The following is a 24,773-nucleotide window of genomic DNA, read 5'->3' as shown; positions in this document are numbered from 1 at the left end:
GGGCTTGACCCGGCGATTGCCGTATTTGATGCACTGACTGGATTTTTCACTGCAAAGACCATGGTTCCTCATCTCACCACTGCCCTGACGGGCCCCTTGCTGGAACTGGAGCGCCGTTTTCTGGAGCAGAGCGCGCCGATCGAACAATGGTTGCGCAGCCAGTGGCAGGAACATACGCCCCCCTTTTATTCGTCCTGCGATCTGCGTAACGCCGGGTTCAAGCTGGCGCCGGTGGATACCAACCTGTTCCCCGGGGGCTTCAACAACCTCAATCCCGCCTTTTTGCCGTTGTGTGTCCAGGCCGCCATGAGCGCGGTGGAGAGGTTCTGTCCGGCGGCCTGCAAGCTGTTGTTGATTCCCGAGAATCACACCCGCAACACCTTCTACCTGCAGAACCTGGCCCAACTGGCCACCATCCTGACCCGGACCGGCCTGGAGGTGCGCATCGGCAGCCTGCTGCCGGAGGTCACCGCCCCGACCCGGATCGAGTTGCCCTACGGCCAGTCCCTGCTGCTGGAACCCCTGGTGCGCCAGGGCAACCGTCTGGGGCTGGACGATTTTCATCCCTGCGCCATCTTGCTCAATAACGATCTGTCGGCCGGGGTGCCGCCGATTCTGCAGGGTTTGACGGATCAGGTCGTGCTGCCGCCCCTGCACGGCGGCTGGGCGACCCGCCGCAAGACCCTGCATTTCGCTGCCTACGACCAGGTGGCCGACGAGTTTGCCAATCTGATCGGCATTGATCCCTGGCGCATCAATCCCTATTTCACCGCCTGCCGCAACCTGGATTTTCACGAGCGCCAGGGCGAGGATGAACTGGCGGAGCAGGTTGATCGCTTGTTGCAGAAAATCCGCGCCAAGTACCAGGAGTACGGCATCGGCGACACCCCTTATGTGGTGGTGAAGGCCGATGCGGGCACCTACGGCATGGGGGTGATGACCGTGCGCGACGCCAGCGAGGTGAAGGGCCTCAACCGGCGCCAGCGCAACAAGATGAGCGTCATCAAGGAAGGCCGGACCGTGTCCGAGGTCATCATCCAGGAAGGGGTGCATACCTTCGAGACGGTGCGCGATGCGGTGGCCGAGCCGGTGATCTACATGATCGACCACTATGTGGTGGGCGGCTTCTACCGGGTGCACACGGCCCGGGGCAAGGATGAGAACCTCAATGCGCCGGGCATGGAATTCGAGCCGCTGGCCTTTGAAACCGGCTGCAATCTGCCGGATCGGGGCGAGAACCCGGATGCGCCGCCCAACCGTTTCTACGCCTATGGCGTGGTAGGGCGCCTGGCCTGTCTGGCGGCGGCGCTGGAACTGGAGCAGACCGCTCCGGCGGAGGACTGAGTCGTGGCCCAGCAACTGCGTTTTGCACCGGATGTTTTCGGGGACAATGGCAAGGCCCTCAAGCTGCTGTTCGTGGTGGACCCCCTGGAGGGGCTCAAGGCCTACAAGGATTCCACCGTGGCCATGATGCGGGCGGCGGAAAAGCACGGTCACGAAGTCCATGCCTGCGAGGTGGGGAGCCTGTGCTGGCGGCGTCCGGAGCCGGGCCAGCCGGGGGTGTTCTGCCTGGCCTATCATCTGCATACCCGTCCCGACGACCATGACTGGTACCGGGAGACGGGCTGCGAAACCCTGCCTCTCAAGGCCTTCGATGCGGTGCTGATGCGCAAGGACCCGCCCTTCGACAGCGAATACATCACGGCGACCTGGCTGCTGGAACGGGCCGAGGCCGAAGGGGCACGGGTCTACAACAAGCCCCGGGCCCTGCGCGACCATTCGGAAAAGCTCGCCATCGCCGAATTCGACCGCTATACCGTGCCCACCCTGGTGAGCCGGGATCTGAACCTGATCCAGCAGTTCATCGAGGCGCAGCGGGATGTGGTGGTGAAGCCCCTGGACGGCATGGGGGGCAGCCAGATTTTCCGCATTCACCGCAACGACTCGAACCGTAATTCCATCCTGGAAACCCTGACCCACCTGGGCCAGCGCACCATCATGGTGCAGCAGTACCTGCAGGAGATTTCCCAGGGCGACAAGCGCATCCTGCTGATCGCAGGCAAGCCGGTGCCCTGGTGTCTGGCCCGCATTCCCAAGGCCGGGGAAAACCGGGGCAATCTGGCGGCCGGTGGCACCGGTGTGGCGCGCGAGCTTTCTCCGCGGGATCGGCAGATCGCCGAACACCTGGGCCCCATCCTGTGGCAGCGCGGTCTCCTGATCGTTGGCCTGGATGTGATCGGCGAGCATCTCACGGAAATCAATGTCACCAGCCCCACCTGCATGGTGGAAATCCGTCAGCAGACCGGCTTTGATGCAGCCGGGGCCTGCATCACCGCTCTGGAGCACCTGTGTTCAAGCGCTACCGCAGCTGCCTCTTCCTCCTCGGCCTCCTGAGCGCTCTGGCGGGGTGTGACCGGACGCCAGCCCTGGTACAGCAGGAATCCTTTGTCTTTGGCACCCGGGTGGAGATTCTCGTGGCCGGTGTCCCCGAGGCCCAGGCCCGGGCGGCGGCGGCAGGGGTGCTGCAGGAGTTTGACCGCTTGCACCGGACTTACCATGCCTGGCAGCCTTCCGAACTGAGCGCGGTGAATGAGGCCCTGGCGGCGGGGCGCTCGATCCGGGTGGGGCCGGAGATGCGGGCCTTCATCCGCGAAGCGCAGGCGCTGGCCAGACAAGGAGGCTATCGCTTCGACCCGGGGATCGGTCACCTGGTCAAGCTCTGGGGCTTTCATTCGGATGAATTCAAACCCCGGTTGCCGGACCCGGCCGCCCTGGCGGCCTGGCGCAGCAAGCCGGCTTCCATCGCCCAGCTGCGTATCGAGGGCGATCGCCTCAGCAGCAGCAACCCCCTCGTGGCCCTGGATTTTGGCGGCTACCTGAAGGGGGTGGCGCTGGATCTGGCGGCGGCGCGGCTGCGTCAGCAAGGCATCCACGACGCCCTGATCAATATCGGCGGCAATGTCATGGCCCTGGGGAACAAGTACGGCAAGCCCTGGAAGGTGGGCATCCAGCATCCGCGCCAGCCCGGCCCCCTGGCCACGCTCGAATTGCGGGATGGCGAGGCCATTGGCACCTCCGGCGACTACCAGCGCTATTTCGAACTCGACGGGCGGCGCTATAGTCATCTGCTCGACCCGGCCAGTGGCGCTCCGGCGGAGCATACCCAGGCGGTGACGGTGCTGCTGCCGCCCGGCCCCAAGGCCGGCACCCTTTCGGATGCCCTCAGCAAGCCCATCTTCATCGCCGGTCCCGGACATTGGCAGGAAGCCGCCCGGCAGGTAGGGGTGAATCAGGTGTTGCGGGTGGATACGGATGGCCGCATCCAGGTCAGCCGGGCGCTCAGGGCCAGGCTCACGTTCCTGGGCAAACCCCCGGCCCTGGAGGAGGTGCCATAAGCGTGAAGTAAGCGTGAAGTAAGCGTGAAAAATCTGACTTTAGTGCTAGTTTCGTTAGAATAGGCCCCCTCTTCAGATCGGCGTGCTTTCATGATCGGCCTCCTGCTCGTGACCCATGGCACCATGGGTGAAGCCCTGCTTCAGAATGTCTGCCACGTCCTCAACAAGCGCCCTCCGCAACTGCTGCAACTAGGTGTGGCGGCCCAGGATGATCCGCTCGACATCCTGCCCCTGGCCCGCCAGATGCTGGCGCAGGTGGATAGCGGCAAGGGGGTGCTGGTGCTGACCGATATTTACGGCGCCACCCCGGCCAACGTGGCCATCAAGCTGCTCGAACCAGGGCGGGTCGAAGGCGTGGCAGGCGTGAGTCTGCCGATGTTGCTGCGGGCCCTGACCTATCGGGAGAAGGGGATGGAAACCCTGGTGGCCAAGGCGGTCAGCGGTGCCCGGGACGGCGTATTGAACATGTTGAAGGACATCTGATGTTGCAGAGGGAAGCAAAAATCATCAACAAGCTCGGCCTGCATGCCCGGGCTTCCGCCAAGCTCACCCAGACCGCGGGCCGGTTTGCCTCCGAGGTCTGGATGGAGAAGAATGGCCGCCGCATCAATGCCAAAAGCATCATGGGCGTCATGATGCTGGCGGCGGCCAAGGGCAGCACCGTGACCATCGAGACCGATGGCAGCGATGAGGCCGAGGCCATGGAGGCCCTGCTGGCCCTGATTGCGGATTACTTTGGAGAAGGCGAGTGAGCTTTACCCTGCATGGCCTGGGCGTATCCGGCGGCATCGCCATTGGCCGGGCCCTGCTCATGTCGCATGCCACCCTGGAGGTGGCCCACCTGACCATCGCCCCGCGCCTGGTGGACAAGGAAATCGCCCGCTTCGAGCAGGCCCTGGAGGCGGTGCGGGCCGAACTGGCCAGCATGAAGGAGAGTGCCGAGCATGCCCCGGCGGAACTGGCGGCCTTCATCGACCTGCATGCGATGTTTCTGGCCGACCCGGAGCTGGTGGAAGTGCCCAAGCAGATCATCCGCGAACGGCGCTGCAATGCCGAGTGGGCGCTGGTGCAGCAGATGGAGCATCTGGCGGCCCAGTTCGAGCAGTTTGAAGATACCTACCTGAAGGAACGCAAGTTCGACGTGGTGCAGGTGGTGGAGCGGGTCGTGAAGGAACTGCTGGGCCACCCGGCCCGGGCGGTGATGAAGAAGACCAAGGGGGTGACCGAGGAAAACCTGATCATCGTCGCCCATGACCTGTCCCCCGCCGACGTGATCGCCTTCAAGGAACACCGCTTCGCCGCCTTCGTCACCGATGTCGGCGGCGCCACTTCCCATACCGCCATTCTGGCGCGCAGCATGGCCATTCCCGCCATCGTCGGCCTTGGCAACGCCCGGGCCATGATCCGGGACGACGAGCTGTTGATTGTGGACGGTATCCGGGGGGTACTGATCGCCAATCCCGATGAGCGGGTGCTGGAGGAATACCGGCTCAGGAAGGAGCAGATCGAGCTGGAGCGTTCCAAGCTCAGACGCCTCAAGTCGGCTCCGTCGGAAACCCTGGACGGCATCACCGTCAGCCTCCAGGCCAATATCGAACTGCCCTCCGACACCAGGGACGCGCTGGAGTCCGGGGCCGATGGAGTGGGCCTGTTCCGTACCGAATTCCTGTTCCTGGGCCGGGGCGACATGCCTTCTGAAGAGGAGCAGTTCGAGGCCTATAAAAAGGTGGTCAAGGGGATGGAAGGGCGTCCGGTCACCATCCGCACCTTCGACCTCGGGGGCGACAAGGCCATCGACCACCAGCGCACCCAGACCAACCCGGCCCTGGGTCGCCGCGCCATCCGCCTGTCGCTGGCTGAGCCGAACATGTTCCACCTGCAACTGCGGGCCATCCTGCGCGCTTCCCGCTACGGCAAGGTGAAGCTGTTGATTCCCATGCTCTCGCACGCCCACCAGATCGATGCCACCCTGGCGGCGGTGGAGCAGGCCAAGTCCAGTCTCAGGGGCGAGAAGATCCTGTTCGACGAGAACATCGAGGTGGGCGGCATGATCGAGATTCCCGGCGCGGCCCTGGCCGTGAGCATGTTCCTGCGCCGCCTGAACTTCCTCTCCGTCGGCACCAACGACCTGATCCAGTACACCCTGGCCATCGACCGCACCGACGAACAGGTCGCCAGCCTCTATGATCCCCTGCACCCGGCGGTGCTGATGCTGGTCGCCCACACCATCAGCAGCGCCGAAAAGGCGGGCGTTCCCATTTCCGTCTGCGGCGAGATGGCCGGGGCTCCGAAATTCACCCGCCTCTTGCTGGGCATGGGATTGCGCACTTTCTCCATGCACCCCTCCCAGATCCTGGAGGTCAAGAACCGGGTGCTGCAGGCTGACGTGAATGAACTGGCGCCGTTGGTGCGGCGCATCCTGCGTCTGGAAGAAACCGGCAAAATCCGCGAGGCAGTGGAAAGGCTAAATGCCCTGGCTGCCGCCAACTGAGAACCGGGCCGATTGACTGGGTTGATTGACCGGGTCGATTGACTTTTCCCGGTCTTGCCGGTACTGTTCGCGGCCTCGGGCGTGGCCCGGGGGCGCCCTTTTGAACTCAGCTTGCAGGCGCCATAAAAATGCTAAAGCGAGGACAGGCCGTCATCCCGAACCCAGTCCCCGTTCTGGCAGACTGGGTTTTTTGCATCCGGAGCGCCATGACTGACCCCAGATCCGTGGGCCTCGTCGTTCCCCAGACGGCCCGTTTCGACCAGGAACTCCCGCTCAAGAGCGGCGCCCGCCTGCCGGGGTTCGAGCTGGTCCATGAAACCTATGGCAACCTCAATGCCGCGCGCAGCAATGCCGTGCTGGTCTGCCACGCCCTCTCGGGCAGCCACCATGTGGCCGGCTATCATGATGCCGCCGACCCGGACAAGACCCTGGGCTGGTGGGACAATCTGGTTGGCCCCGGCAAGCCGCTCGACACCAACAAATTCTTCGTGGTCGGGGTCAACAACCTGGGCGGCTGCTACGGCTCCACCGGCCCGCGCTCCCTCAACCCGGAAACCGGCAAGCCCTATGGCGCCGATTTTCCCCTGGTGACGGTGGAGGACTGGGTCGAGGCCCAGGCCCGCCTGGCCGACCGGCTCGGCATCGACACCTGGGCGGCGGTGATCGGCGGCTCCCTGGGCGGCATGCAGGCCCTGCAATGGACCCTGGAATACCCGGAACGGGTGCGGCACGGCATCGTGATCGCCTCGGCGCCCAAGCTCTCGGCCCAGAACATCGCCTTCAACGAAGTGGCCCGCCAGGCCATCCTCTCCGATCCCGACTTTCACGGCGGCCACTATTACGAACATGGGGTGGTGCCCAGAAACGGCCTGCGCCTGGCCCGCATGGTGGGCCACATCACCTACCTCTCCGACGACCAGATGGCGGAGAAATTCGGCCGCAAGCTGCGGCATGGGGAGCCCCGTTTCAACTACGACGTGGAATTCGAGATCGAATCCTACCTGCGCTACCAGGGCGACAGGTTCGCGAAGAGCTTCGACGCCAACACCTATCTGCTCACCACCAAGGCCCTCGATTATTTTGATCCCGCCTTCGACTACGACGGCGACCTGCGCGCCGCCCTGGCCCGGGCCCGGGCCGATTTCTTCGTGGCCTCGTTTACCACCGACTGGCGCTTTGCCCCCGAGCGCAGCCGCGAGATCGTCTATGCCCTGCTGCACAACGGCCGCCGCGTGAGTTACGCCGAAATCGACTGCGATGCCGGGCATGACTCCTTCCTGCTCGACTCGCCCCATTACCACGCGGCCCTGGGTGCCTATCTGGAGGGCATTTCCGCATGACCTTGTATGGACGCTTCGATTTTGACTACATTGCCCGCTGGATCAGCCCCGGCGAACGGGTGCTGGACCTCGGCTGCGGCGATGGCAGCCTGCTGCGCTACCTGCAAGAGACGAAGGGCATCCGCGGCTACGGCGTGGAACTCGACCCTGGCAATGTCACCGCCTGCATCCAGAATGGGGTCAATGTGCTGCAGTTCGACCTGGAACGGGGCCTGCAAGGCTTCGAGGACGACTCCTTCGACCATGTGATCATGTCCCTCTCGCTCCAGACCGTGCGCCACACCGTGCCGCTGCTCAAGGAGATGCTCAGGGTCGGTCACGAGGCGGTGGTGTCCTTTCCCAACTTCGGCTACGGGCCGCACCGGGAAGCCATCGCCAAGGGCCGCATGCCGGTCTCGAAGCACCTGCCCTACCAGTGGTATGACTCGCCCAATGTGCGCTTCTTCACCATCGCCGACTTCGACGCGCTGTGCGCCGAACAGGGCATTCAGGTGCGGGAACTCCTGGCCTTTGCCGACGGCCAGCCCGTCGGGGGAGATCCCAATCTGAAAGGTGAAGTGGGCTTGTATCGACTCGGGCGCCAGGGCTCAGGCCCGGGGGGTTGATTCCTCTGCCGCCGTGGTCTCGGCGGCGCCTGAGGGCGTCATTTCCGGGAGCGGTCCTGACCCGGGTAACCGGGCGGCCAGCCCGGCCATTTCGATCCCCTGGCGTTCGCAGATCTGTTCGAGTTCTTCCAGCTTTTTCTTCTGGCGGCCAAGCTGCCAGCGGTCCCGCAGTACGGCCGGGGTACTCATCAGGCCGAGGATCAGGGCGCCCAGCGCCAGACTGGCCAGCAACACCAGGGCCAGCGAGCTTTCGAAGCTCCAGAAAAAGAGATTGACCACCACCGGGCTGTTGTTCTGCAGGGCAAAGGCCCCGGCGGCGATGGCGAAAGCGATGGCGAGCAGCGTCAGGAGTTGCATGGAATGCCTTTGAATGTTCTGCACACCTGCACACCTTAACGGGGCCTTCCCCTCAGGGCAAGGCATCTTGGAAAAAAGATGGGCGGATGCCGGCCCGACGCCGGAGGTAGTGGGCTCAGTCGGGCTCAGTCGGGCTCAGTCGGGCTCAGTCGCCCCGGACCATGGCCCGCAGCCGCGCCACCCGTTCCTCGGCAGGCGGGTGGGTGGAGAACAGATTGCTGAGGCCGCCACCGGAAAGCGGGTTCATGATCATCATCTGGGCCGTTTCCGGGTGGGCCTCGGCGGAAGCCATGGGAATGTTCCGGGCATAGGCATTGATCTTTTCGAGGGCATCGGCCAGGGCGCCGGGGTCGCCGCTGATCTCGGCGCCGCCCCGGTCGGCCTCGTATTCCCGGGCCCGGGAGATGGCCATCTGGATCACCGTGGCGGCAAGCGGGGCCAGAATCATCACCAGGATGCCGGCAATGGGATTGGTTGGACGCCCGTCTGGATCCCGGCTGCCAAAGAACATGGCGAAGTTGGCGAGCATCGAGATGGCGCCGGCCATGGTGGCGGAAATGGTGGAGATCAGGATGTCCCGGTTTTTCACATGGCTCAGTTCGTGGGCCATCACGCCCCGGAGTTCCCGCGCCGAAAGCAGGCGCAGGATGCCGGTGGTGGCGGCGACCGCGGCATGTTCCGGATTGCGGCCGGTGGCAAAGGCGTTGGGCTGGGCCTCGTCGATGATGTACACCCTGGGCATCGGGAGTCCGGCCTTCCGGGCCAGTTCCCGCACCATGTCGTAGAACTGGGGCGCCGAGTATTCATCCACCTCCCGGGCGTTGTACATCTTCAATACCAGCTTGTCCGAGAACCAGTAGGAAAAGAAGTTCATGGCGCCGCCTAGCACCAGGGCGATGAGCATGCCCTGGGCGCCGCCGATGTAGGCGCCAATGGCACCGAAGAGCGCCATGATGCCGGCCATGAGCAGGGCTGTCTTGAACCAGTTGAACATGGAAACCTCCTTGAGGCTGCAGTGGAATCGGGCTATTAGATAGGCCTGAAAGTTTCGAATTCAAGCGGGGTCGCCGAAGCGTTCGTTCGCTTTTATCGAATTCCCCGCCAGGAACTGGGCGGCCTGAAGGCGCTTGCCGCCGGCTTTTTGGAGTTCCGTCAGGCACAAGGCGCCCATGCCGCAGGCAACGGTGATGCCCTGTCCATCCACGGCCAGGATGGTGCCGGGCCGCCCCTGGCCTGCGACGGGATGGGCTTGCCATATTTTGATGGGACTGCCCTGCAGGCGGGTCTGGGCGGCGGGGAAGGGGTTGAAGGCGCGGATGTGGCGGTCCAGCTCGGTGGCGCTGCGGCTCCAGTCCAGCCAGGCTTCGGCTTTTTCGATCTTGGCGGCGTAGGTGACGCCGGCTTCGGGCTGGGTTTCCGGGACCAAGGGGAGACGCGGCAGGGTATCCACCATGAGCTGGGCGCCCAGTCGGGCGAGCCGGTCGTGCAGGCTGGCCGCAGTGTCCTGGGGGCCGATGGGGGTGCGGACCCGGGCCAGTACCGGGCCGGTATCCAGCCCGGCTTCCATCTGCATGATGCAGACTCCGGACTCGGCATCCCCGGCCTGGATGGCCCGCTGGATGGGGGCGGCGCCGCGCCAGCGGGGCAGGAGCGAGGCATGGATGTTGAGGCAGCCCAGACGGGGCATGTCCAGCACTTCCTGGGGCAGGATCAGGCCGTAGGCGGCGACGATCATGGCCTCGGCTTGCACGGCGGCGATCTTTTCCCGGGCCCCGGCATCCTTTTTCAGGGACAGGGGCTGGAAGACTTCCAGGTTGTGCTGCAGGGCCAGTCGCTTGACGGCGGAGGCCTGGAGCTGCATGCCCCGGCCCGCCGGGCGGTCCGGCTGAGTCAGCACCAGGGCGATGTCGTGCCCGGCATCGAGCAGGGCGGCCAGGGCGGTGGCGGCGAATTCCGGGGTGCCGGCAAAGATCAGTTTCATGCGGTGATCCGGGCCTGCTTGGCCAGCTTGTTCTTGATCCGCATCTGCTTGAGTTGCGACAGGTGATCCACGAAAACCTTGCCCTGCAGGTGATCCAGTTCATGCTGGATGCAGACCGCCAGCAGGCCATCGGCGCTGCAGCTGCGGATCTGGTTTTCGAGGTCCAGATATTCCACGGTGACTTCTGCCGCCCGTTCCACCTTGTCATAGATGCCGGGGACGGAGAGGCAGCCTTCTTCATAGACCTGGACGCCGTCCCGATGGGTGATGCGGGGGTTGATCAGGGCCAGCAACTGGTTTTTCTCTTCCGAGATGTCGATGACCACCACCTGTTTGTGCACATCCACCTGGGTGGCGGCAAGGCCGATGCCGGGGGCTTCGTACATGGTTTCGGCCAGGTCGGCGACCAGCCTGCGTATACCGTCGTCAATTTTTTCGACAGGGGTGGCGACTTTCTTGAGACGGGCATCGGGAAAGCGCAAAATGGGAAGTAGGGCCATGGGGAAAGCTTGCTCGGTTAAGACATTACAGGCAGAATCTCATGCACTTTCAGGAATTGGAACGGCATGAGCTGTGGGTTTCTCCGACAGATTCCAGCCCGGCATGTTCCACCGGTACACGAGGAAAAACCCATGTCCCGCATTATATCTGCCCTCATTCTGGCTGTGGCTGCTGTCACGGCATTTGCCTCCGAACCTCTCAAGCTGGCAGACAATGCCCCGGATCGCTACATGGTGGTGAAGGGGGATACCCTCTGGGGCATTTCCGGCAAGTTCCTGAAGGAACCCTGGCGCTGGCCTGAAATCTGGCGTCTCAACAAGGACCAGATCAAGAATCCCCATCTGATTTATCCCGGCGATATCGTTTTGCTCGATTACGCCGATGGCCGCCCCCGGCTGCGTCTGGGCAAGCCGCTGCCAGGCAGGTTGTCGCCCAAGGTGCATGAGGAAGTGATCGGGCAGGAAATTCCTGCCATTCCGCCCCAGGCCATCGAGCCCTACATCTCCCAGCCCCTGGTGGTTGATGCCAATGAACTGATCGATGCGCCGCGCATCATCGGCACGGAAGAATCCCGCGTCATCATGGGTAACGGCGATGAGATTTTCGTGCTCGGGGTTCAGGAAGATCACCCCAGGTGGTACATCTACCGCCCCGGCACCCCCCTGAAAGACCCGACCACCCAGGAAGTGCTGGGCTACGAGGCGGTCTATCTGGGCACGGCGCAGATGAAGCAGCCAGGTGAAGTCGCCATCATGGAAATCCTGGGCGCCAGGGAAGAGGTCCTCAAAGGGGATCTGCTGGTGCCCGCCGAGCCGCCCCACCTGAGCGCCTATGTGCCGCGCCGCGCCGAACAGGATATTGTCGGTGAGGTGATGTCGGTTTACGGCGGCGTCAGTGCCGGCGGCCGGAATTCGGTGATCACGATCAATCAGGGCAGCCAGGCCGGGGTCGAAGTGGGGCATGTGCTGGGCATGTTCGGCAAGCGTTCCACCGTGTTCAAGGACAAGGAAGGCCGCAATCAAACCATGGCCCTGCCGGAAGAGCGGTATGGCCTGGTCTTTGTCTTTCGTACCTTCGACCGGGTTGCTTATGCGCTGGTGATGGAAGCTTCCCGCCCGCTGGCGATCGGGGATGCCGTCCGTAATCCCTGATCCGGCCGGGCTGGCCCCCTGGCTGCGGCTGACCCTGATTCCAGGGCTCGGGGGCCAGTCGCAGCGTAAGCTGCTGCAGGCCCTGGGATCGCCGGACGCCATTTTCGATGCCAGTCCCACGGCGCTCCAGGCCGTCATCGGGCAGCGAGCCGAACTTCTGGGAAGCGATGTGGAAGCCGCCCTCGAGGCGGCTTTGCTCTGGGCGGAAGGCAAGGACCATCACATCGTCACCCTGGCCGATCCGGCTTATCCCCCCTTGTTGCTGGAAATAGCCGATCCGCCCTTGCTGCTCTATGTCCGGGGGCGAGTCGACCTGCTGGCGCAGCCGGGCCTGGCCATCGTCGGTAGCCGCAATGCCACGCCGCAGGGGCTTGGATCCGCCGAAGATTTCGCCCGGGTGCTGGCCCAGGCCGGTTTGCCCATCATCAGCGGCCTGGCCCTGGGGATCGATGCGGCGGCCCATCGCGGCGCGCTCGCGGCGGAGGGGCCCACCATCGCCGTCATCGGCACCGGCGCAGATCGCCTCTACCCCGCCCGTAATGAAGCGCTGGCGCACCAGATCGTGAGCAGCGGGGCCATCGTTTCGGAGTTTCCCCTGGGCACGCCGGCGGTGGGGGCCAATTTTCCCCGGCGCAACCGCATCATTTCCGGCCTGGCACGCGGGGTGCTGGTGGTGGAAGCCGCCGTGGAAAGCGGCTCCCTGATCACGGCCCGGCTGGCGGCCGAACAGGGCCGGGAGGTGTTCGCCATTCCTGGTTCCATCCATTCGCCGGTATCCCGGGGTTGTCACCGGCTGATCAAGGAAGGGGCCAAACTGGTGGAGTCGGCCCAGGACATCCTGGAGGAATTGCAGGGCTTTGCGCCGCCCGTCCCCAGTGCGGTGGCGACTCCGGCCGGGAGCCCGGAGGAGGAGCGCGTCCTGCAGGCCATGGGGCATGCGCCATGCTCCCTGGATGAGCTGAGTCAGCGTTCCGGCTTGACGGCGGATGTGCTTCTCGCCATCCTGATGGGGCTGGAACTGGAGGGGCGGGTCGCTGTCCTGCCCGGCAACTGCTACCAGCCATTGCATCTGCGAGCCTGATAATGATCGATATTCTCGTCTACCTCTTTGAAAATTATTCTGATTTTCCTGCCCACCCGGAGGGCGGCTCCCTGGCTCGCAAGCTCTCCGCGGTTGGTTTCGATGAACTGGAAATCGGGGCGGCCCTGGAATGGCTGGCCGTCCTGCGCCAGAGTTCGGCCCCCGCTTTTGTCAGCCAGGGGATGCGCGTGTTCACCGAAGCCGAACAGGAGCAGCTCGAAGAAGGCTGCCTGGATTTTCTGGTCTTCCTGGAGCGGGCCAGGCTGGTCACGGGGCCGGTGCGGGAGCTGATCCTGGATCGGGCCCTGGATCTGCCCGGGCAGTCCGTTTCCCTGGAGCGCTTCAAGGTCATCGTCCTGATGGTCCTGTGGAGCCGCGAACAGGAACTGGACCCGCTGATCGTCGAAGAATTGCTGAGCGATGCGGTGGACCCCGCCGCCTGTCATTAGCCGGGTCTTGCCCAGCGGGCCGGTCTTGCCCCGTCCTGCTTTCCCCCCTTATCATCCACCGCACTTTTTCACGGGCGGCCTAGAGCCGGACCATCTATGGGCAAACAGCTGATCATTGCCGAAAAACCTTCTGTCGCCGCCGATATCGCCAAGGCGCTGGGCGGGCTGACGAAGCATGACGATTACTTTGAAAACGATGAATATGTCGTGTCTTCGGCCATCGGTCATCTGCTGGAACTGGCCTGCCCGGAAGAGTACGAGGTCAAGCGCGGCAAGTGGTCGTTTGCCCACTTGCCGGTGATTCCGCCGCACTTCGCCCTGAAACCCATCGAGAAGACCGAATCCCGCCTGAAGCTGCTCACCCGGCTGATCAAGCGCAAGGATGTGGATGCCCTGATCAACGCCTGCGACGCGGGCCGCGAAGGGGAGCTGATCTTCAATTACATCGTCCAGCATACCAGGACCACCAAGCCGATTCAGCGCCTGTGGCTGCAATCCATGACCCCGCAGGCCATCCGCGACGGCTTCACCCGCCTGCGCAGCGGAGCGGAGATGCGCGGCCTGGCCGATGCCGCCGTGTGCCGCTCCGAATCCGACTGGCTGGTGGGCATCAACGGCACCCGGGCCATGACGGCCTTCAATTCCAAGACCGGCGGCTTCCACCTGACCACCGTGGGCCGGGTCCAGACCCCGACCCTGGCCATCGTCGTCGAGCGGGAAAAGAAGATCCGCGAATTCAAGTCCCGCCCCTACTGGGAAGTGGAGGCGAACTTTGCCGCCAAGGCCGGGGAATACGCCGGCAAATGGTTCGATGAAGGCTTCAAGGGCAAGGAAGACGACGAACACGCCCGCGCCGACCGGATCTGGGACGAGGCCAGGGCCGAAGCCATCCGGGCCGCCTGTGAAGGCAAGACCGGCGAGGTGAGCGAGGAATCCAGGCCGGAAACCCGGCTCTCGCCGCTGCTGTTCGACCTGACCAGCCTGCAGCGGGAAGCCAACGCCCGGTTCGGCTTTTCCGCCAAGAACACCCTGGGCCTGGCCCAGGCCCTCTATGAAAAGCACAAGGTCCTGACCTATCCCCGGACCGATTCCCGCTATCTGCCGGAAGACTACCTGGGCACGGTCCAGGCGACGCTCGCCATGCTCACCGGCGAAGGCGCCGGCAAGGGCCACGACGAAGTGCTGCTGTCCCGCTACGCGCCCTTTGCCCACCAGATCCTGGCGCGCAACTGGGTGATTCCCAACAAGCGCATCTTCAACAACGCCAAGGTCAGCGACCACTTCGCCATCATTCCCACCACCCAGGCCCCGAAGAACCTGTCCGAAGCGGAACAAAAGCTCTATGACTTCGTGGTCAAGCGTTTCCTGGCGGTGTTCTTTCCGGCGGCCGAATCCCTGATCACCACCCGCATCACCCGGGTCGCCAGCCACCCCTTCAAGACCGAGGGCAAGGTGCTCGTCAATCCGGGCTGGCTGGCCGTGTATGGCAAGGAAGGCCAGGAAGGGGAAGAGGGCAACCTGCCCAAGGTGGAAGCCGATGAAAAGGTGGCGGCCGAGGAAGTGCATCTCAAGGCCACCGCAACCCGGCCGCCGCCGCGTTACTCGGAAGCCACCCTGCTCTCCGCCATGGAAGGCGCCGGCAAGATGATGGAGGACGAGGAACTGAAGGCCGCCATGGCCGGGCGCGGCCTCGGGACGCCCGCCACCCGCGCCCAGATCATCGAAAACCTGATTGCCGAGCAGTACATGCTGCGCGAAGGCCGGGAGCTGATCCCCACCGCCAAGGCCTTTTCCTTGCTCACCTTGCTCAACGGCCTGGGAATCCATGAACTGACCGCCCCGGAACTGACCGGCGAGTGGGAGTGGAAGCTGGGCCGCATCGAAAAGGGCGAGATGTCGCGCCAGGAATTCATGCAGGAAATCGCCGAGATGACCCGTCTCATCGTCGAGCGGGCCAAGACCTATGATTCCGACACCATTCCCGGCGACTTCGGCGTCCTGACCGCGCCCTGCCCTGTCTGTGGCGGGGTGGTGCGGGAGACCTACAAGAAATTCCAGTGTTCCAGCTGCGACTTCGGCCTGTGGAAGATCATCGCCAGCCGCCAGTTCGAGCCGGCGGAAATCGACACCCTGCTCACCGAGCGCAGCATCGGCCCCCTGACCGGTTTCCGCAACAAGATGGGCCGTCCCTTCGTGGCCACCATCAAGCTCAACGACAAGAACGAAACCGAGTTCGATTTCGGCCAGGGCAGCGCCTCCGACGAGGCTAACGCCGAACCGGTGGATTTCTCCGGCCAGGAAGCGCTGGGCAAATGTCCCAAGTGCGGCAGTGGCGTCTACGATCACGGCAATGCCTACGTCTGCGAAAAATCCGTGGGTCCGGCCAGGTCCTGTGATTTCCGCTCCGGCAAGGTGATCTTGCTACAGCCCATCGAACCGGCCCAGATGAAGAAACTGCTGCAGGATGGGCGTACCGATCTGCTCAAGGAATTCGTTTCCTCCCGTACCCGGCGCAAGTTCTCCGCCTTCCTGGTGATCGGCCCCGAGGGCAAGGTGGGCTTCGAGTTTGAAAAGCGGGTACCGAAGGCGCCCAAGGCAGCGGGGGCCAGGAAAACCACGGCCGTGAAGAAGGCGGACGAAGAGGCTTGAGTTAACTGAAGCTTGAGTTTACTGAATCAAGGCGGCTCGTTGTGAGCGTGACATGCAGAACGGCAGCCTGAGCTGCCGTTTTTACTCGAGGGGCAGAGTGCCGACCGGCGGGGACTGGCAGACGGCCTGATACAGCACGTCCATGGCCAGGGGCCGGGGGAAGGTGGCCCGCCAGGCCAGCACGACCTTGCGGCTCGGGGCCGGCGCCTTGAAGGGGCGGGTGACAAACAGGGCATCGTTGTCGGGCCAGGCGGCGCAGGCAGAGGCGGGCACCACGGCAATGCCGGCGCCGCTGGCCACCATGTGGCGCATGGTTTCCAGGGAGCTGCCTTCGATGGACTGGTCCAGCTTGCCCGGGCCGTTCAACTGCGGACAGGCGGAAACCACCTGGTCGCGGAAGCAGTTGCCCTGGCCAAGAATCAGCAACTGGCTCGGGTCCAGGGCTTCCTTGGCCACTTCTGCCCGCGCTGCCAGGGGATGCTGGACGGGCAGGGCGACCCGGAAGGGTTCGCTGTAGAGGGGGCGGGTGACGATGCCCGGCTCGGCAAAGGGAGCGGCGACAATGGCCGCATCGAGTTCGCCGCTTTTCAGGGATTCCGCCAGCCGGTGGGTGAAGTTTTCCTGCAGATACAGGGGCATCCGGGGCGCCAGACCGTGCAGGGCTGGAATCAGCCGGGGCAGCAGGTAGGGCGCAATGGTATAGATCACCCCCAGGCGCAGGGGGCCTATCAGCGGGTCCTTGCCGATCTGGGCCAGTTCCTCGACCCGGCCGGCTTCGGTCAGGACCTTTTCGGCCTGGCGACAGATTCTTTCGCCCACCGCAGTGATGCGGATATCTCCGGGCGTGCGTTCGAACAGCATCACTCCTAGCCGTTCCTCCAGTTTCTTTACCGCCACCGAGAGGGTGGGCTGGCTCACATGGCAGCGTTCGGCGGCCTTGCCGAAGTGCTTTTCCCGGGCCAGGGCGACGATGTAGCGGAGTTCGGTGAGGGTCACGGGCACTGGCTCCAGAGCCGTTCCAGATCGGCAGCCTCGAGCCAGCGCCACTGGCCTTCGGGCAGGTCGGCGGGCAGTTCCAGGCCGCCCACGGCAACGCGGGCCAGGGCTTCCACCCGGTTGCCGACCGCAGCCAGCATGCGCTTGACCTGGTGATAGCGGCCTTCGGTGATGGTCAGCAGCAGGGTGTGGCTGTCGATGATCCCGGCGGCCGTGGCGTGGGCCGGGTCCGGATCATCGTTGAGCAGGACGCCGTCGAGCAGGGCCTGGACCTGGGCCTCGTCAAGGGGATGGCGCAGCGTGACCCGGTACACCTTGGGCACCTTGCGCCTGGGGGAGGAGAGGGCGTGGATCAACTGGCCGTCATCGGTCAGGATCAACAGGCCCGTGGTGTCCTCGTCCAGGCGGCCGACGCTCTGGATGTCCCGTTCCACGAACTGGGGCGGCAGCAGGGTGTAGATGCCGGGATGGTGTTTGGGCTTCCTGGAACATTCATAGCCGGCGGGTTTGTTGAACAGGATCACGGCCTTTTCAAAGTAAGGCCATTCCTTGTCATCCACGCAGAACTTGAGGCCGGTGGGGTCGATCTCGGCGAAGGGGTTGTCAATGACTTCCCCATCGATGGAGAAGCGCCCATTGCGTACCAGGTTGCGGCAACCCTTGCGGGTACCGAAGCCTTGCTGTTGTAAAAGGCGGTCGATTTGCATGGCGGGAATGCTAGCACGGGTGACAGGGAGCGGCCAGGGAGGCAAAATCCGCCCCATGAAATTCGAACATCTCGTACAAATCAATGACCCGGTCAATCCCCTCGGGGAAATCCTGAGCCGGGAACAGCTCTGGCAAGGCCTCTGGCACCGGGTGGAAAATCCCGTGGCGTTTCTGCCCGGCCTGGAGTCCTGCCAGATTCTCGAACGCCAGGAATCCAGCCTGCTGCGGGAACTGGATTTCGGTGTGGCGCAGATTCGCGACCGGGTCAGTTTTGCAGTGCGGCAGTGGCTGCGTTTCGATGTCGAGGCGGGAGCGACTCATGCCGGAGGAGCCCTCACCATCCGCCTGGAAGAACCTCAGCCTGATGCCCTGTTCCTGCGTTTTACCTACGAAACCACGCTGAGGGAGGATGGCGACCATGCCGAATACGTCAAATCCGCCTATCGGGAATCGGACCTGGAGACGGTACGACTCATTCGGCTCTTGCTTGCCAAGGGTTCCCTACAATAAATCCCTGATAAATCCTTTATAATCCCGCCACTTCCGAGGAGCGCTGCGAGGTCGCGATGATCCCAGGCTCGGAAACTGCCTTGCTGCTTCGAGGGCAGCCGTTTCAACTGCGCTCACCTTTCCAACCCTGCCGGGCGCAGGGGGCCAGGTGAGCCTTGCATAGCAACTCCCACCCCTCCCCGGTCACAGTTTCCGAGGAGTCTGCTGTGGCTGATGCTGTTACCAAAACTCAAGATCACGTAATCGCCGACCTGGGCCTGGCGGCCTGGGGCCGCAAGGAAATCCGCATCGCCGAAACCGAAATGCCGGGCCTGATGGCGATCCGCGAGGAATACGCCCGGACCCAGCCGCTCAAGGGCGCGCGCATCACCGGCTCGCTGCACATGACGATCCAGACCGCCGTGCTGATCGAGACCTTGACCGCCCTGGGCGCCGAAGTGCGCTGGGCCTCCTGCAACATCTTCTCGACCCAGGATCACGCCGCCGCCGCGATCGCCGCCGACGGCATCCCGGTGTTCGCCGTCAAGGGCGAGTCGCTCGCCGATTACTGGGACTACACCCATCGCATCTTCGAGTGGCCGGACGGCGGTTACTCCAACATGATCCTCGATGACGGCGGCGATGCCACCTTGCTGCTGCATCTGGGCGCCCGCGCCGAGCAAGACCCGTCCGTGATCGCCCAGCCGACCTCGGAAGAAGAGACCCTTCTCTTTGCCGCCATCCGCGCCAGGCTGGCCGCGGACCCGACCTGGTATTCCGTGCGCCTGGCGAAGATCAAGGGCGTCACCGAAGAAACCACTACCGGGGTGCATCGCCTCTACCAGATGCACCAGCGCGGCGAACTCAAGTTCCCCGCCATCAACGTCAATGACTCGGTCACCAAGTCCAAGTTTGACAACCTCTATGGCTGCCGCGAGTCGCTGGTGGATGGCATCAAGCGCGCCACCGACGTCATGATCGCCGGCAAGATCGCCGTGGTCGCCGGCTACGGTGACGTCGGCAAGGGCTCCGCCCAGGCCCTGCGCGCCCTCTCGGCCCAGGTCTGGGTCACCGAGATCGACCCGATCTGCGCCCTGCAGGCCGCCATGGAAGGCTACCGCGTCGTCACCATGGAATACGCCGCCGACAAGGCCGACATCTTTGTCACCTGCACCGGCAACTACCATGTCATCACCCATGACCACCTGGCCGCCATGAAGAACAACGCCATCGTCTGCAACATCGGCCACTTCGACAACGAGATCGACGTCGCCTCCCTCGAACAATATCAGTGGGAAGAGATCAAGCCCCAGGTGGATCACGTCATCTTTCCCTCCGGCCGCCGCATCATCCTGCTGGCCAAGGGGCGCCTGGTGAATCTGGGCTGCGGCACCGGCCATCCGTCCTACGTCATGTCGTCTTCGTTTGCCAACCAGACCATCGCCCAGATCGAGCTGTTTACCCGCGCCGCCGACTACCCGGTGGGCGTGTATACCCTGCCCAAGCATCTCGACGAAAAGGTGGCGCGACTGCAACTGAAGAAGCTCAACGCCCAACTGTCGGTGCTCACGGAGCAGCAGGCAGCCTACATCGGCGTCCCCGTGGCCGGCCCCTACAAGGCCGATCACTACCGTTACTGATTTTCACCGGGGGCCGGGTTTTCCGGCCTTGTTGCTCATGTCGATGAATTCCTTTCATAGCCGCAAGCCCCGGCCTGCACCGGCAGTTCAGGAAAAGGCGCGACCGGAACGCCATGGCCTGCGCCTCGACCAGCTCCTGGTCGAGCAGGGTCTGGCCGCCTCGCGCACCCTGGCGCAGCGGCTGATCGCGGCAGGGCAGGTGGCGTGCGAGGGCGAGGTGCTGCTGAAACCCTCGCAGCTCCTGCCTGCCGATGCCCGCCTGGAAGTGGCCGCCGCGGCGGACGACTCCTATGTCTCCCGCGGCGCCATCAAGCTAGCCGCGGCCCTGCGCCAGAGCGGCGTGAATCCCAAGGGCTGGGTCTGCCTCGATGTCGGCCAATCCACCGGCGGGTTCACCGACTGCCTGCTCCAGGCCGGGGCGGCGCGGGTGGTGGGCGTCGATGTGGGCCACGCTCAGCTCCATCCCCGGCTCGCGGCCGATCCCCGCGTCACCGCCTTCGAAGGCATCAACTGCCGCACTCTCGAGGCAGCCGACCTGGGGGAGGCCATGCCCGCCCAGGGCTTTGACCTGATCGTGGCAGACGTAAGCTTCATTTCGCTCACCCTGATCCTGCCCCGGCTGCCGGCTCTCCTGGCGCCGACAGGGCAGATGCTGCTCTTGGTGAAGCCTCAGTTCGAGGTGGGGCCGGGGGGCGTCGGCAAGGGCGGCATCGTCCGCGACCCCGCCCTTTATGCCGCAGTGGAACGAAAGCTGCGCCAGTGTTGCGCCGACAACGGTCTTACGGTGCAAGGCTGGTTCGAAAGCCCCATCACCGGCGCCGACGGCAACCGCGAATTTTTCATCTGGGCTCGACATGCACACTGAACTCTCCATCGAATTTTTCCCGCCCCAGACTCCCGAGGGGGCGGCCCGGCTCAAGGCCGAACGGGCCAAGCTGGCAGAGCTGAACCCGGTCTTTTTCTCCGTGACCTATGGCGCCGGCGGCTCCACCCAGGCGCGCACCTTCGCCACGGTCAAGGAAATTGCCGCAGAAGGGTATGAGGCGGCGCCGCATCTCTCTTGCATCGGTTCGAGCAAGGCGGGCATGCGCGACATCCTGGCCTATTTCAAGGCCGAAGGGATCCAGCGCATCGTCGCCCTGCGCGGCGACCTGCCTTCCGGCATGGCCGATCCGGGCGAATTGCGTTACGCCAACGAACTGGTGGAATTCATCCGCGCCGAAACCGGCGACTGGTTCCATCTGGAAGTGGCGGCCTACCCGGAATGGCATCCCCAGGCCAGGAGCCCCCGGGACGACCTGCAGAATTTCGCGCGCAAGGTGAAGGCCGGGGCCAATTCGGCCATCACCCAGTATTTCTACAACGCCGACGCCTATTTCCATTTCGTGGATGAGGCCCGGGCCCTGGGGGTGGAGATTCCCATCGTCCCCGGCATCATGCCCATCGGCAGTTTTTCCAAGCTGGCCCGCTTCTCGGATGCCTGCGGCGCCGACATCCCCCGCTGGATGCGCAAGAAGTTCGAGAGCTACGGGGATGACGCGGACTCCATCCGCGCCTTCGGCCTGGACGTGGTCACCGAGCTGTGCCAGCGCCTGCTGGCCGGCGGCGCCCCGGGCCTGCATTTCTACTCCATGAACCAGGCCGGGCTGACCACTGAAATCTGGCGGCGTCTGCAAGGCTGATGTCGTGAGCTTCAACCCCATCCCGGATGCGGCCCCCGAGGAACTGGAAGACATCTTTCGGACCCTGGTGGACAACGCCTTCACGGCCATCTACATCATCCAGGATTGGCGTTTTGCCTATGTGAATCCCCGTACGGCCGATCTGCTGGGCTATAGCCGGGCGGAACTGCTGTCCGGGGAAATTCCCCTGGCGCAACTGGTGGCCGAGGAGGACTGGACCCTGGTCCAGACCCGCATGCGCGAGCGGCTGGCGGGGGGCGCTCCGGAGGCCCGCTACCGCTTCCGGGCCCGGCGGCGGGATGGCCGGCTCCTGCCGGTGCAGATCTTCAGCTCCTCCATCAGTTTCCGGGGCCGGCCGGCCCTGCTGGCCAGCCTCATGGATCTCACCGATCTGCTGCAGATGGAACAGCACCTGGCGGAACAGCTCCACTTCATGGAGCAGCTCCTGGATGCCATTCCCAGCCCCATCTTCTACAAGGGCATGGATGGCCGCTACCTGGGCTGCAACCAGGCTTTCGCCGAGACTCTGGGGCAGGACAAGGCCGGCATCGTCGGCCGCAGCGTGTACGACCTGGCCCCGGCGGATCTGGCGGCCCGCTACGCGGCGGCGGACCGGGAGCTGCTGCAGGCGGGTGGCACCCAGAGCTATGAAACCCAGGTCCAGTACGCCGACGGCCGGCGTCGGGACATGCATTTCTACAAGGCGGTGTTCCGCCACCAGGACGGGGAACCCGGCGGCCTGGTGGGGGCCATGCTCGACATCACCCGCCTGAAGCGCAAAGAAGCGGCCCTGGAGCTGGCCGAGCGGGTGTTCGATGCGAGCAGCGAGGGCATCCTGATCACCGATGCCGACGGCCGCATCCTGCGCACCAACCGGGCTTTCTGCGACATGACCGGTTACAGCGAGGCGGAAGCCCTGGGCCAGACGCCCGCCTTCATCAAGTCCGGCCGCCACGACATGGCCTTCTACAGCGCCCTGTGGCAGCAGGTATTCCTGGAGGGCCGCTGGCAGGGGGAAATCTGGAACCGGCGCAAGGACGGGGAGGTCTATCCGGCCTGGCTGTCCATCTCCGCCGCCCGCAACGAGACGGGGCAGATCACCAATTTCATCGGCATCTCCACCGACATCTCGCGGCACAAGGAAGCCGAGGCCCACATCAACCGCCTGGCCTACTTCGACACCCTCACCGGCCTGCCCAACCGGGCCCTGCTCCAGGACCGCCTGGATCAGGCCATCGCCCTGGCCCGGGCCTCCCGCCAGGGGGAGCGGCACGTGGCGGTGATGTTCCTCAATCTGGACCGCCTGAAACACGTCAATGATTCCCTGGGCCATGCCAGTGGCGACCGGGTGATCCAGATCATGGCGGAGCGGCTCACGGGCCTGCTCGGGCCTCAGGTGACCGTGTCCCGCCACGTGGGGGACCAGTTTGCCCTGATCTTCACCGAACTGCCGGGCAGCCGGGCCGCCGCCGCCATGGCCGAGCAGCTGCTGCAGACGGTGCAGGCCCCGGTGGAGCTGGGGGAGCAGCAGTTTTCCCTGACCGCCAGCATCGGCATCAGCCTGTTCCCCGGCGACGGGGAGGATGGCGCCGCCCTGCTGCGCAATGCGGATGCCGCCCTGCACCACGCCAAGCTGGCCAGCCGGGGCAGCTTCCAGTTCTACCGGGACGAGATGAACGCCGCCTCCCTGGAGCGCCTGGTGTTCGAACAAAGCCTGCGCCACGCCCTGGAGCGGGGTGAGCTGGAGCTGTTCTACCAGCCCCAGTTCGAGCTGGAAGGCGGGCAGCTGATCGGCATGGAAGCCCTGTTGCGCTGGCGCCATCCGGACCTGGGCCTGGTGCCGCCGGACCGCTTCATCCCCCTGGCCGAGGAAACCGGCTTGATCGTCCCCATCGGCCGCTGGGTGCTGCAGGAAGCCTGCCGCCAGGCTGCGGCCTGGAGCCGCTTGTTCGCGGCGCCCCTGCGCATGGCGGTGAACCTCTCTGCCACCCAGTTCGTGGCCGAGGACCTGGTGGGTGTGGTGCGCCAGGCCCTGGAGCAGTCGGGCCTGCCCCCGGCCCAGCTGGAGCTGGAACTCACCGAATCCACCCTGATGGGCAATGCCGACCAGGCCACCGCCACCCTGCGGGAACTCAAGGGCCTGGGGGTGCTGCTGGCGGTGGATGATTTCGGCACCGGCTATTCCAGCCTCGCCTACCTGCGCCGCTTCCCCCTGGATACCCTGAAGATCGACCGTTCCTTCGTGCTCGACATGGAGCGGGACGCCAACGCCGGCGCCATCACCCAGGCCGTGGTGGCCCTGGGGCGCAGCCTGGGCCTGATCACCGTGGCCGAAGGGGTGGAGACCCAGGCCCAGGAGGCCATCCTGAAAGCGCTGCACTGTACCGTGGGCCAGGGCTATCTGTTCAGTCGTCCCATCCCCGCGGCCGAGCTGGAAAGCGCCATCGGCGCCGGGCGCTGGCCCCTGCCGGCGCTCCCCTCGCTCCCCTAAGCTGGCTGCCTCCGGTTCTCAGAAGGGCTTGTTCACCATCAGGTAGAACACCACGGCCATGGCAAAGAAAGCCGGGTAGCCCAGCCACTCCCAGAAGCGCGCATAGCGCCAGTAACGTTCCGGTAGGGGCTGGCCGTCCTGGCGGGCCACCAGGGCCATGTCCCGCAGGCGCAGCTGCAGCCAGACCACCGGCAGCCAGCAGGCGCCGGCCAGCAGGAACAGGGCGATGGAGGTCAGCACCCAGCCGGTGCCCAGGTTCCAGCCTCCCTGCTGCATCAGCCACAGGCCCGAGAGGGGCTGGAAGATCACCGCCGGGGTGGTGAACCAGGTATCGGCCCGCACCACCAGGCGGCTGACCTCGGCGATGGCCTCCACGTTGCGGCTGCGGTTGCAGAAGAACAGGTAGAAGGCGGTGCCGAAGCCGGTGCCCACCATGGCGACGGAAGACAGGATGTGCAGCCACTTGATGATCAGATAGGTGTTCATGGTCTTTGCTCCTCGGCGAGTAGTTGAACGAGCAGGGCCGCCACCGCCAGGTTCTTCAGGATGGGGCCGAAGGGGTGCAGCAGGAATGCCGGCAGCTGCCAGGCAATCAGGATTGTGTAGGCGCCCACCAGGGCCAGTTGTGCCCACCACAGGCGCCGTCCGGGGCGCAGCAGGGTCAGGAGGCCCAGCCCGGCATCGAGCAGGGTGGCGCTCCCCAGCACGGCCAGGGCCAGGCTGCCCTGGAGGCCGAAGGGGGCGAGCAGGGCGAGGCTGTCCTGGAG

At 64.7% G+C, this 24,773-nt stretch carries 25 protein-coding genes and 1 riboswitch; of the genes, 17 read left to right on the top strand and 8 right to left on the bottom strand.

Annotation, left to right across the window (positions count from 1 at the left end; all coding sequences use genetic code 11):
- Positions 1–60 precede the first annotated feature (60 nt).
- From gshA to metW, 8 genes are all read left to right on the top strand, one after another.
- Entirely contained in the window at positions 61–1,344 is a 1,284-nt protein-coding gene (gene gshA / locus WBH99_RS07750; RefSeq protein ID WP_424219515.1) for a glutamate--cysteine ligase, read from the top strand.
- 3 nt (positions 1,345–1,347) lie between these two features.
- Positions 1,348–2,394: a glutathione synthase gene (gshB, locus tag WBH99_RS07745; protein WP_424219514.1), complete on the top strand. Its 1,047-nt coding sequence runs from the start codon at positions 1,348–1,350 to the stop codon at positions 2,392–2,394.
- Complete coding sequence (locus tag WBH99_RS07740; protein ID WP_424219513.1) at positions 2,349–3,395, top strand: FAD:protein FMN transferase; 1,047 nt, start codon at positions 2,349–2,351, stop codon at positions 3,393–3,395. The genes gshB and WBH99_RS07740 overlap by 46 nt, the downstream gene beginning before the upstream one ends.
- A gap of 90 nt (positions 3,396–3,485) precedes the next feature.
- A complete protein-coding gene (locus WBH99_RS07735; protein WP_424219512.1) occupies positions 3,486–3,878 on the top strand; it encodes a PTS sugar transporter subunit IIA in 393 nt (130 codons plus the stop codon).
- On the top strand, positions 3,878–4,147 hold the full coding sequence (locus tag WBH99_RS07730) for an HPr family phosphocarrier protein (RefSeq protein ID WP_424219511.1): 270 nt from the start codon (positions 3,878–3,880) through the stop codon (positions 4,145–4,147). Before WBH99_RS07735 ends, WBH99_RS07730 begins: the two co-directional genes overlap by 1 nt.
- A complete protein-coding gene (gene ptsP, locus WBH99_RS07725) occupies positions 4,144–5,886 on the top strand; it encodes a phosphoenolpyruvate--protein phosphotransferase (protein ID WP_424219510.1) in 1,743 nt (580 codons plus the stop codon). The genes WBH99_RS07730 and ptsP overlap by 4 nt, the downstream gene beginning before the upstream one ends.
- Before the next feature lie 206 nt (positions 5,887–6,092).
- Positions 6,093–7,226: a homoserine O-succinyltransferase MetX gene (gene metX / locus WBH99_RS07720; protein ID WP_424219509.1), complete on the top strand. Its 1,134-nt coding sequence runs from the start codon at positions 6,093–6,095 to the stop codon at positions 7,224–7,226.
- Positions 7,223–7,831, top strand: coding sequence for a methionine biosynthesis protein MetW (gene metW, locus WBH99_RS07715; RefSeq protein WP_424219508.1), 609 nt, complete (start codon positions 7,223–7,225; stop codon positions 7,829–7,831). Before metX ends, metW begins: the two co-directional genes overlap by 4 nt.
- Here the strand turns inward: metW and WBH99_RS07710 are convergent.
- The 4 genes from WBH99_RS07710 to def form a co-directional block, all read right to left on the bottom strand.
- Positions 7,814–8,188 (bottom strand): LapA family protein, encoded by a 375-nt coding sequence (locus WBH99_RS07710; protein ID WP_424219507.1) that lies wholly within the window; start codon positions 8,186–8,188, stop codon positions 7,814–7,816. The two genes, metW and WBH99_RS07710, sit on opposite strands and share 18 nt — an antisense overlap.
- Before the next feature lie 145 nt (positions 8,189–8,333).
- Positions 8,334–9,182, bottom strand: coding sequence for a zinc metalloprotease HtpX (htpX, locus tag WBH99_RS07705; RefSeq protein ID WP_424219506.1), 849 nt, complete (start codon positions 9,180–9,182; stop codon positions 8,334–8,336).
- A 60-nt stretch (positions 9,183–9,242) separates the two neighbouring features.
- Entirely contained in the window at positions 9,243–10,169 is a 927-nt protein-coding gene (gene fmt / locus WBH99_RS07700; RefSeq protein ID WP_424219505.1) for a methionyl-tRNA formyltransferase, read from the bottom strand.
- Entirely contained in the window at positions 10,166–10,669 is a 504-nt protein-coding gene (def, locus tag WBH99_RS07695) for a peptide deformylase (RefSeq protein ID WP_424219504.1), read from the bottom strand. The genes fmt and def overlap by 4 nt, the downstream gene beginning before the upstream one ends.
- A gap of 132 nt (positions 10,670–10,801) precedes the next feature.
- Here def and WBH99_RS07690 point away from each other — a divergent pair, with 132 nt between their 5' ends.
- From WBH99_RS07690 to WBH99_RS07675, 4 genes are all read left to right on the top strand, one after another.
- Entirely contained in the window at positions 10,802–11,821 is a 1,020-nt protein-coding gene (locus WBH99_RS07690; protein ID WP_424219503.1) for a LysM peptidoglycan-binding domain-containing protein, read from the top strand.
- Positions 11,802–12,902 carry a DNA-processing protein DprA gene (gene dprA / locus WBH99_RS07685; protein ID WP_424219502.1) on the top strand — a complete coding sequence of 367 codons (1,101 nt, stop codon included), beginning with the start codon at positions 11,802–11,804 and terminating at the stop codon, positions 12,900–12,902. Before WBH99_RS07690 ends, dprA begins: the two co-directional genes overlap by 20 nt.
- Positions 12,903–12,904: 2 nt before the next feature.
- The gene (locus WBH99_RS07680) at positions 12,905–13,351 is read left to right on the top strand and encodes a DUF494 family protein (RefSeq protein ID WP_424219501.1); all 447 of its coding nucleotides are present in this window, start codon (positions 12,905–12,907) and stop codon (positions 13,349–13,351) included.
- A gap of 96 nt (positions 13,352–13,447) precedes the next feature.
- Positions 13,448–16,000, top strand: a complete 2,553-nt coding sequence (locus WBH99_RS07675) for a DNA topoisomerase III (RefSeq protein WP_424219500.1) — start codon at positions 13,448–13,450, stop codon at positions 15,998–16,000.
- Positions 16,001–16,081: 81 nt separating this feature from the next.
- Here the strand turns inward: WBH99_RS07675 and WBH99_RS07670 are convergent, their stop codons facing one another.
- Both WBH99_RS07670 and WBH99_RS07665 read right to left on the bottom strand, forming a co-directional pair.
- Positions 16,082–16,996, bottom strand: coding sequence for a hydrogen peroxide-inducible genes activator (locus WBH99_RS07670; RefSeq protein WP_424219499.1), 915 nt, complete (start codon positions 16,994–16,996; stop codon positions 16,082–16,084).
- Entirely contained in the window at positions 16,993–17,703 is a 711-nt protein-coding gene (locus tag WBH99_RS07665) for a pseudouridine synthase (RefSeq protein ID WP_424219498.1), read from the bottom strand. Before WBH99_RS07665 ends, WBH99_RS07670 begins: the two co-directional genes overlap by 4 nt.
- Before the next feature lie 55 nt (positions 17,704–17,758).
- Between WBH99_RS07665 and WBH99_RS07660 the strand changes: the two genes are divergently transcribed.
- The 5 genes from WBH99_RS07660 (at position 17,759) to WBH99_RS07640 (ending at position 24,006) form a co-directional block, all read left to right on the top strand.
- Positions 17,759–18,214, top strand: a complete 456-nt coding sequence (locus WBH99_RS07660; RefSeq protein ID WP_424219497.1) for an SRPBCC family protein — start codon at positions 17,759–17,761, stop codon at positions 18,212–18,214.
- 29 nt (positions 18,215–18,243) lie between these two features.
- Positions 18,244–18,336, top strand: a riboswitch (S-adenosyl-L-homocysteine riboswitch).
- A gap of 84 nt (positions 18,337–18,420) precedes the next feature.
- The gene (gene ahcY / locus WBH99_RS07655) at positions 18,421–19,833 is read left to right on the top strand and encodes an adenosylhomocysteinase (RefSeq protein ID WP_424219496.1); all 1,413 of its coding nucleotides are present in this window, start codon (positions 18,421–18,423) and stop codon (positions 19,831–19,833) included.
- A gap of 37 nt (positions 19,834–19,870) precedes the next feature.
- Entirely contained in the window at positions 19,871–20,698 is an 828-nt protein-coding gene (locus WBH99_RS07650; RefSeq protein ID WP_424219495.1) for a TlyA family RNA methyltransferase, read from the top strand.
- Positions 20,688–21,515: a methylenetetrahydrofolate reductase [NAD(P)H] gene (gene metF / locus WBH99_RS07645; RefSeq protein ID WP_424219494.1), complete on the top strand. Its 828-nt coding sequence runs from the start codon at positions 20,688–20,690 to the stop codon at positions 21,513–21,515. The genes WBH99_RS07650 and metF overlap by 11 nt, the downstream gene beginning before the upstream one ends.
- A 4-nt stretch (positions 21,516–21,519) precedes the next feature.
- On the top strand, positions 21,520–24,006 hold the full coding sequence (locus WBH99_RS07640; RefSeq protein ID WP_424219493.1) for a sensor domain-containing protein: 2,487 nt from the start codon (positions 21,520–21,522) through the stop codon (positions 24,004–24,006).
- 18 nt (positions 24,007–24,024) lie between these two features.
- Here WBH99_RS07640 and WBH99_RS07635 read toward each other — a convergent pair whose 3' ends face one another.
- Together WBH99_RS07635 and WBH99_RS07630 are read right to left on the bottom strand one after the other, a co-directional pair.
- Complete coding sequence (locus WBH99_RS07635; protein ID WP_026686806.1) at positions 24,025–24,492, bottom strand: DUF2269 family protein; 468 nt, start codon at positions 24,490–24,492, stop codon at positions 24,025–24,027.
- On the bottom strand, positions 24,489–24,773 hold a 285-nt coding region (locus tag WBH99_RS07630), incomplete at its 5' end, for a DoxX-like family protein (protein WP_424219492.1). The genes WBH99_RS07635 and WBH99_RS07630, both read right to left, overlap by 4 nt.

The sequence above is a fragment of the Azovibrio sp. genome, from assembly GCF_049658005.1.
Taxonomy (GTDB): Bacteria; Pseudomonadota; Gammaproteobacteria; order Burkholderiales; family Rhodocyclaceae; genus Azovibrio.
Note: the sequence above shows the minus strand (reverse complement) of the source record. Positions and strands in the feature narration are given on the sequence as shown.